The 7,769-nt window shown below is 61.2% G+C and carries 5 protein-coding genes; 3 read left to right on the top strand and 2 right to left on the bottom strand.

Translation table 11 applies throughout. The features are described from left to right. The first annotated feature begins 72 nt into the window (after positions 1-72). The 3 genes from APH41_RS21760 (at position 73) to APH41_RS21750 (ending at position 4,763) form a co-directional block, all read left to right on the top strand. A complete protein-coding gene (locus tag APH41_RS21760; RefSeq protein WP_054921432.1) occupies positions 73-1,500 on the top strand; it encodes an efflux transporter outer membrane subunit in 1,428 nt (475 codons plus the stop codon). A 368-nt stretch (positions 1,501-1,868) separates the two neighbouring features. Beyond that, on the top strand, positions 1,869-3,962 hold the full coding sequence (locus tag APH41_RS21755; protein ID WP_054921430.1) for a bifunctional diguanylate cyclase/phosphodiesterase: 2,094 nt from the start codon (positions 1,869-1,871) through the stop codon (positions 3,960-3,962). A gap of 54 nt (positions 3,963-4,016) precedes the next feature. Then, positions 4,017-4,763 (top strand): SDR family oxidoreductase, encoded by a 747-nt coding sequence (locus APH41_RS21750; protein ID WP_034127640.1) that lies wholly within the window; start codon positions 4,017-4,019, stop codon positions 4,761-4,763. Here APH41_RS21750 and mapR read toward each other — a convergent pair. Continuing rightward, entirely contained in the window at positions 4,760-6,169 is a 1,410-nt protein-coding gene (mapR, locus tag APH41_RS21745; protein WP_054898710.1) for a GntR family transcriptional regulator MpaR, read from the bottom strand. The two genes, APH41_RS21750 and mapR, sit on opposite strands and share 4 nt — an antisense overlap. Before the next feature lie 159 nt (positions 6,170-6,328). Continuing rightward, entirely contained in the window at positions 6,329-7,738 is a 1,410-nt protein-coding gene (gene ccoG / locus APH41_RS21740; protein WP_034127668.1) for a cytochrome c oxidase accessory protein CcoG, read from the bottom strand. Between the last annotated feature and the right edge of the window lie 31 nt (positions 7,739-7,769).

The following is a 7,769-nucleotide window of genomic DNA, read 5'->3' as shown; positions in this document are numbered from 1 at the left end:
AAAAAGCCTGGGAGTGCTTCGCCCTCCAGCGGGAGCAAGCTCCCTCGCCACAATAAAGCTGCCGGAAATGGCATGAAGTTATTGGCCGTGATGATGTGTGGTGTGTTGCTCAGCGCCTGCGCCATCGGCCCTGACTACAAACGCCCGGACGTCATCGAGCCGGTGCAGTTCAAGGAGGCCCAAGGCTGGCGCCAGGCTAACCCGAGCGACTCCCTGGCGCGTGGCGCCTGGTGGGAGCTGTACGGTGACCGACAACTCAATGACCTGGTGGTGCGCCTTAACACGTCCAACCAGACCGTCGCCCAGGCCGAGGCGCGTTTTCGCCAGGCACAGGCGCTGGTACGCAGCTCACGGGGGGCCTTTTACCCCAGCGTTGACCTGAGCGTCGGCAAGACCCGCGCCAGCCAGGGCACCGGCAGCAGCAGTGCCAGCCTCAGCAGTTCCAGCAGTGGTATCCGCGACACCCTCAACGCCCAGTTGGGCGTGAGTTGGGAAGCCGATATCTGGGGCAAGTTGCGCCGAGGCCTGGAGGCCAACGAAGCCAGCGCCGAGGCGAGCTCGGCCGACCTGGCCGCGATGCGCCTGAGCCAACAGTCCGAACTGGTGCAAAGCTACCTGCAACTGCGGGTCATGGACGAGCAGACGCGTTTGCTGCAAGCCACGCTGGACACCTACCAGCGCTCATTGAAAATGACCGAAAACCAATACCGTGCCGGTGTGGCTGGCAAGGATGCCATCGCCCAGGCGCAAACCCAGCTCAAGACCACTCAGGCCAGCCTGATCGATCTGATCTGGCAGCGTGCCCAATTGGAAAACGCCATCGCCGTACTGATCGGTGAGGCGCCAGCCAACTTCAACCTGGCGGAGAGCAAAGACATCCCGGCCCTGCCGCAGATACCGGTGAGCCTGCCGTCCCAGTTGCTGGAGCGTCGCCCCGATATCGCCTCGGCCGAGCGCTCGGTCATCGCCGCCAACGCCAATATTGGCGTGGCCAAGGCTGCCTATTACCCCGACCTGACCTTGAGCTTGGCGGGGGGCTACTCCAGCAGCACCTATGAAGATTGGATCAGCCTGCCAAACCGCTTCTGGTCGGTAGGGCCGAAACTGGCGATGACCCTGTTCGATGGCGGCCAGCGCTCGGCGGAAGTCGACCGCACCGTGGCCAGCTATGACGAGACCGTGGCCAAATACCGCCAGACCGTACTGGACGGTTTCCGTGAGGTGGAAAACTACATGGTCCAGCTCAAGGTGCTCGCCGATGAGGCGGTGGTCAGCAATGAAGCACTGGAAGCCGCGCGTGAATCCTTGCGCTTGACCGAAAACCAGTACAAGGCCGGGTTGATTGCCTATCTGGATGTGGTCACGGTGCAGGCGACGGCATTGAGCAACGAGCGCACGGTATTGACCTTGCTGCAGTCGCGGCTGGTGGCCAGTGTGCAGTTGATCGCAGCATTGGGCGGAGGCTGGGATGGCCAGACCTCCCTGGCCGAAAAGGAGTAACCGGATACGCCGCGCATCCTGTGGGAGCAAGATCAAATGTGTGGGCTTGCCCCAATGCCAGTCAGTCAAGCACAGCACCCTGTGGGGAGCTGGCTTGCCTGCGAAAGCGTTAGTGCAGTAGCAGATGCGGTGACTGACACACCGCCTTCGCGGGCAAGCCCGCTCCCACAGGAAATCTGCGCAAGCCCCGCACATTTTGATGTCCATGATGTGGTTGAAAACAGCCAGATAAAGCCAGCCGATTGACGCCAGAAATTGCGTGATGGCCAATGGATTAATTAATCACCTGTCCTGTATTCATACTCGCTACAATCGCCCGATTTGCCACCCGGCACGGGCTTTTGCGCCGGTCGCCTGCGAGACGTCCCATGCTGATCGGTAGCTATTCAACCTCCCTTGTCGTGATTTCCCTGTGCGTGGCCATCCTGGCGTCCTACACCGCCTTGGACCTGGCCGGGCGTATCGCGACCGCCAAGGGGCGTGCCGTTTACCTGTGGATCACGGGTGGCGCAGTGGCGATGGGCGTCGGCATCTGGTCCATGCACTTTATCGGGATGTTGGCCCTGCGCCTGCCGTTTGCCCTTGGGTTTGAGGTAGGCATTACCCTGTTGTCGCTGTTGATCGCCGTGCTATCCAGTGGCTTCGCGTTATGGCTGGTCAGCCAGCCACGCTTGCCGGCCTGGCAACTGGCGTTTGGCGCACTGGTGATGGGGGCCGGTATCGCCAGCATGCATTACACCGGCATGGCCGCGATGCGCATGACGCCGGGCATCGACTACGACCCGGCCTTGTTCGGCGCTTCGTTGTTGATCGCGGTGGTGGCTTCCGGCGCCGCGCTGTGGATCGCCTTCAACCTGCGGCGCAACACACCTTATGTGCGTCTGGCTCGGGGCGGCGCAGCCGTGGTGATGGGCGTGGCCATCGTTGGGATGCACTACACCGGGATGGCTGCGGCGCGCTTTGCCGATGACAGCTTCTGCGGTGCCGCACTGACGGGCCTGAGCGGCAAGGGCCTGGATAACCTGGTCTTGGTCACTTCGCTGGCGGTATTGGTCATTGCGCTGTTGACGTCGGTGCTGGATGCGCGCCTGGAAGCGCGCACCGCCGTACTCGCCGATTCCCTGACCCTGGCCAACCAGGAACTCACCCACCTGGCCCTGCATGACATGCTCACCGGCCTGCCCAATCGCACCTTGCTGGCAGATCGCATACAACAAGGCATCCAGGCGGTGCACGAGCGGGGCGGTTGCTTTGCCTTGATGTTTATCGACCTGGATGGTTTCAAACCGGTCAACGATGCCTTTGGTCATCACCTGGGCGACCAGTTGCTGCGCGAAGTTGGCTTGCGCCTGCGCGAGGACTTGCGCAGCCAGGATACCTTGGCCCGCATCGGCGGCGATGAGTTCGTGTTGCTGGTGCAACTCACCCAGTCCGATGATGCGATGGGCTTGGCCGAGCGCCAGGTGGGCCTGATCAACCGCACGTTCACGGTGGCCGAGCATGAGTTGCAGATCTCGGCCAGCATCGGCATCGCCATGTTCCCGGGCAACGGTAGCAACCCCCAGGAACTGCTGATGAACGCCGACGCGGCGATGTATCACGCCAAGGGCATGGGCAAGAATGGCTACAGCTTCTTCGATGTGTCGATGAACACCAATGCGCGCAAACAACTGCAATTGCTGCAGGACCTGCGCATTGCCCTTGAGCAGGGGCAATTTCGTTTGCATTACCAACCCAAGTTCGACGCCGTCAGTGGTCTTGCCGTGGGGGCCGAGGCGCTGTTGCGCTGGGAGCATCCGCATCAGGGCTTGCTGATGCCCGCTACGTTTATTGCACTGGCGGAGAAAACCGGGCTGATCATTCCCATCGGCGAATGGGTGCTCGATGAAGCTTGTCGCCAGATGAGTCAGTGGTACGCACAGGGTTATGAGCACTGGCGCATTGCCGTGAACCTCTCGGCGTTGCAGTTCTGCCACGCCGGGTTGGTCAACAGCGTAGCGGCTGCACTGGAACGGTACCAATTGCCGGCCAACAGCCTCACGCTGGAAATCACCGAGACCACCGCCATGAGCGATGCCGATGCGAGCATGACGGTATTGCAGCAACTGTCGGACATGGGGGTTGACCTGTCCATCGATGACTTTGGCACCGGTTACTCCAGCCTGATGTACCTCAAGCGCCTGCCGGCCAACGAGCTGAAGATCGATCGCGGTTTTGTGCGTGACCTGGAACACGACAGCGATGACGCGGCCATCGTCTCGGCCATCGTGGCCCTCGGGCAGGCCCTGGGCCTGCGGATCGTCGCCGAGGGGGTGGAAACCGATGTGCAGCAGCACTTCCTCACCCGCCTGGGGTGTGACTCCTTGCAAGGCTACTTATTGGGGCATCCATTGCCGGCCGATAGCTTCATGGCGAATATCCGGGGCGCTGAACAGGCGGCGCCTGACAAAAGCAGTCTGTGACAGGTATTCTTGGATCCAACCCTGAACATCCGGTTGAATCGGGAGGCCGCAGCCATGGACAAAGTCGTCATCATCACGGGGGGCAGTCGTGGCATTGGCGCCCAAACGGCATTGCTCGCCGCTCGCCAAGGCTATCGCATCTGCATCAACTACCAGTCTGATGAAGACGCTGCCCTGCGTGTACTGGATCAGGTTCGCGCGCTGGGTGCCCAGGCGATTGCCGTGCGGGCCGATGTCAGCAGCGAGGATGAAGTGATCGCTCTGTTCAATCGCGTTGATACGGAACTGGGCCGGGTCACCGCGCTGGTGAATAACGCCGGCACCGTGGGGCATAAGTCGCGGGTCGATGAGATGTCCGAGTTTCGTATCCTCAAAATCCTCAAGACCAATGTGCTGGGCCCGATCCTGTGTGCCAAACACGCGGTATTGCGCATGTCGCCCCGGCATGGAGGGCAGGGAGGCAGTATCGTCAACGTGTCGTCGGTGGCGGCGCGGCTGGGCTCGCCGGGAGAGTATGTCGACTACGCGGCCTCCAAGGGGGCGCTGGACACCTTTACCCTGGGGCTGTCCAAGGAGGTGGCGGGCGAGGGCATTCGCGTCAACGCCGTGCGCCCTGGCTATATCTTTACCGATTTCCATGCCCTGAGCGGCGACCCGGACCGAGTCAGCAAGCTGGAATCCGGTATCCCGATGGCGCGTGGCGGGCGCCCGGATGAAGTAGCGGAGGCGATTATCTGGTTACTGTCGGACAAGGCATCGTATTCCACCGGAACGTTTATCGACTTGGGCGGCGGCCGTTAAAACGAGCGCACGATCCGCCCTAATGTCTCCATGGCCTTTTCCGACGCCTCGTTCCAAGGGCTTCCGTAATTCAGGCGAATGCAGTTTCTGAAGCGCTGAGTGGCGGAAAAGATCGGCCCCGGCGCAATGCTGATGCCCTGGGCCAGAGCCATCTGGAACAATTTCAGCGAGTCGGTCTGCTCCGGCAGTTCCAACCACAGAAAATAGCCTCCCGCCGGCTGGCTGACCCGTGTTTGCGCCGGAAAATAACGCGCGATGGCCGCCAGCATGGCGCTTTGCTGTTCTTCCAGGGCATAGCGCAGTTTGCGCAGGTGCCGGTCATAGCCGCCGTGTTGCAGGTAGTCGGCAATCGCCGCCTGGGCCGGCATTGACGGGCACAGTGAGGTCATCAGTTTCAGCCGCTCGACCTTCTGTGCGAAGCGCCCGGCGGCGACCCAGCCCACGCGGTAACCCGGTGCCAGGCTCTTGGCAAAGGAGCCACAGTGCATCACCAGCCCTTCGGTGTCGAAGGCCTTGGCCGGTTTCGGGGCCTGTTGCCCGTAATACAATTCGGCGTAGACGTCATCTTCGATCAGAGGCACTTGATGGCTGCGCAGCAGTTCCACCAGCGCCTGTTTTTTCTCTTCAGGCAACGTGGCGCCCATGGGGTTCTGGAAGCTGGTCATCGTCCAGCAGGCCTTGATCGGATAGCGCTCAAGGCTTTGGGCCAGGGCGTTCAGGTCAATACCGTCGCGCGGGTGCACCGGGATCTCCACAGCCTTGAGCTTCAGGCGTTCAAGCACTTGCAAACAGGCGTAGAACGCCGGCGCTTCGATGGCGACCAGGTCGCCCGGTTCGGTCACGGCCTGCAGGCACAGGTTGAGTGCTTCCAGGGCGCCGTTGGTGATCAGCAACTCCTCCATCGGCAGCATCAGGCCGCCGACCATATAGCGCAGGGCAATCTGGCGGCGCAGTTGTGGGTTGCCTGGCGACATGTCGGTGACCACCAGGCGGGGGTCCATGTCGCGGCTGGCACTGGCCAGGGAGCGGGCCAGGCGCGGCAGCGGGAACAGCATGGGGCTGGGGAAGGCCGAGCCGAAGGGCACGGTGTTGGGGTCTTTGATCGAGTCCAGTACCGAGAACACCAGCTCACTGACACCCACATCGGTGGACTCATGCACCTGCTCACTCACCACCGGCTCGGAAAACGGGCTCGGCGCGTGGGTGTTGACGAAGTAGCCAGAACGCGGGCGCGCCCTGATCAGGCCACGACGCTCCAGCAAGTAATAGGCCTGGAATACCGTGGACGGGCTGACGCCGTAGGCCTGGCTGGCATAGCGTACCGATGGTACGCGCTGGCCGGGGCCGAGGACGCCGGAGCGGATCAGTTCTGCGATGTCGTCGGCAAATTTTTCGTAGCGTTTCATGGCGGCCTGATTAGCTTTTTGAATGTGTATGCAGGGCGAACTGTAGGAGCGAGCTTGCTCGCGAAAAACGTCAACGATAACGTGTGTTTCCTGAATGAACGCGGCGACGGTGAGTTTTTCGCGAGCAAGCTCGCTCCTACAGTTGATCTCTATCGTTGTTCAGCGATTCAAGGGCGCAACGAAGCGGCTGTCAGCAGCGGTATAAATCCAAGGCTCATCCACATCAGTGACTTTAAAACGCAGGGTTTGAGAGCTGCTGGCCGGTGTGTCCGCCAGCAACGCTACCGACACCGGTATATCGACAATTTCCCCGGCAGCCAGACTGACCTGGGTCTTGCCTTGCAGCTGGAACCCCTCGGCATCCACCAGTTCCAGGCGGTAGTCCTGGCGCTGCTGGGTCTTGTTGATCACCTTGAGGCTGTAGATGTTTTCGATCAACCCCTGGCTGTTTTCACGGAACATACCTCGGTCTTTGGTCACATCCAGCGACACCATCGGCCGTTCAATCAGCGCCACCACCAACGCCGCGATCATCACCAGCAGCACGGCACTGTAGCCGATCAGGCGCGGCCTGAGCAGGTGGGTCTTGCCACCTTGCAGTTGATGCTCACTGGTGTAACTGACCAAGCCACGGGCATAGCCCATTTTGTCCATGATCGAATCACAGGCGTCGATGCAGGCCGCACAACCAATGCATTCCATTTGCAGGCCGTCGCGGATGTCGATTCCCGTGGGGCAAACCTGAACGCACAGCTGGCAATCGATGCAATCGCCAAGGCCAACCTCGGCTGGCTGCACGTCACGTTTACGCGGGCCCCGATGCTCGCCGCGGGTGGTGTCGTAGGAAATGGTCAGGGTGTCCTTATCAAACATTACGCTCTGGAACCGTGCATAGGGGCACATGTGCATGCACACCGCTTCGCGTAGCCAGCCGGCATTGATGTAGGTGGCGCCCGTGAAAAACAGCACCCAGAACAGGCTCACCCCACCGATCTGCCACGTCAACAGTTCGGCGGCCAAGGGGCGGATCGGGGTGAAGTAGCCCACAAACGTCAGCCCGGTCAACACACTGATACCCAGCCACAATGTGTGCTTGGCCGAGCGCCTCGCCAGCTTATTCAGGCTCCAGGGGGCGGCCTGAAGTTTGATGCGCTGGTTGCGCTCACCTTCGGTCACCTTCTCGCACCACATGAACAGCCAGGTGAACGAGCTTTGCGGGCAGGTGTAGCCGCACCATACGCGGCCGGCAAATACCGTGATCGCGAAGAGGCCGAAGGCGCAGATGATCAACAGCGCCGAGAGCAGGATGAAGTCCTGGGGCCAGAACGTCGCACCAAAAATGTGGAACTTGCTCTCGGCCAGGTCCCACAGTACGGCTTGGCGCCCACCCCAGTTCAGCCACACGGTGCCGAAAAAAGCCAGGAACAGCAGGCCGGCACCGCCCACTCGCAGGGTGCGAAACAAGCCGGTAAAGCTGCGGGTATGGATCAGGTTGTCGCTGGATTTGGCCTTCACTTTCTTGGGGTGAATGGGCTCAAAGGTTTCCACGGTTGGGATTCGTTCGCTCATGGTCATTCGCTCATCAGCCTCCATCAGGCCG

The sequence above is a fragment of the Pseudomonas sp. NBRC 111138 genome (assembly GCF_001320835.1).
Lineage (GTDB): Bacteria > Pseudomonadota > Gammaproteobacteria > Pseudomonadales > Pseudomonadaceae > Aquipseudomonas > Aquipseudomonas paracarnis.
This window is presented reverse-complemented; position numbering and strand designations above follow the sequence as displayed.

Excerpts from the sequence above, each read along its gene's own strand:
- APH41_RS21760 (WP_054921432.1), top strand. The coding sequence starts at position 73 with ATGAAGTTATTGGCCGTGATGATGTGTGGTGTGTTGCTCAGCGCCTGC.
- mapR (WP_054898710.1), bottom strand. The coding sequence starts at position 6,169 with ATGAAACGCTACGAAAAATTTGCCGACGACATCGCAGAACTGATCCGC.
- APH41_RS21750 (WP_034127640.1), top strand. The coding sequence starts at position 4,017 with ATGGACAAAGTCGTCATCATCACGGGGGGCAGTCGTGGCATTGGCGCC.
- APH41_RS21755 (WP_054921430.1), top strand. The coding sequence starts at position 1,869 with ATGCTGATCGGTAGCTATTCAACCTCCCTTGTCGTGATTTCCCTGTGC.
- ccoG (WP_034127668.1), bottom strand. The coding sequence starts at position 7,738 with ATGAGCGAACGAATCCCAACCGTGGAAACCTTTGAGCCCATTCACCCC.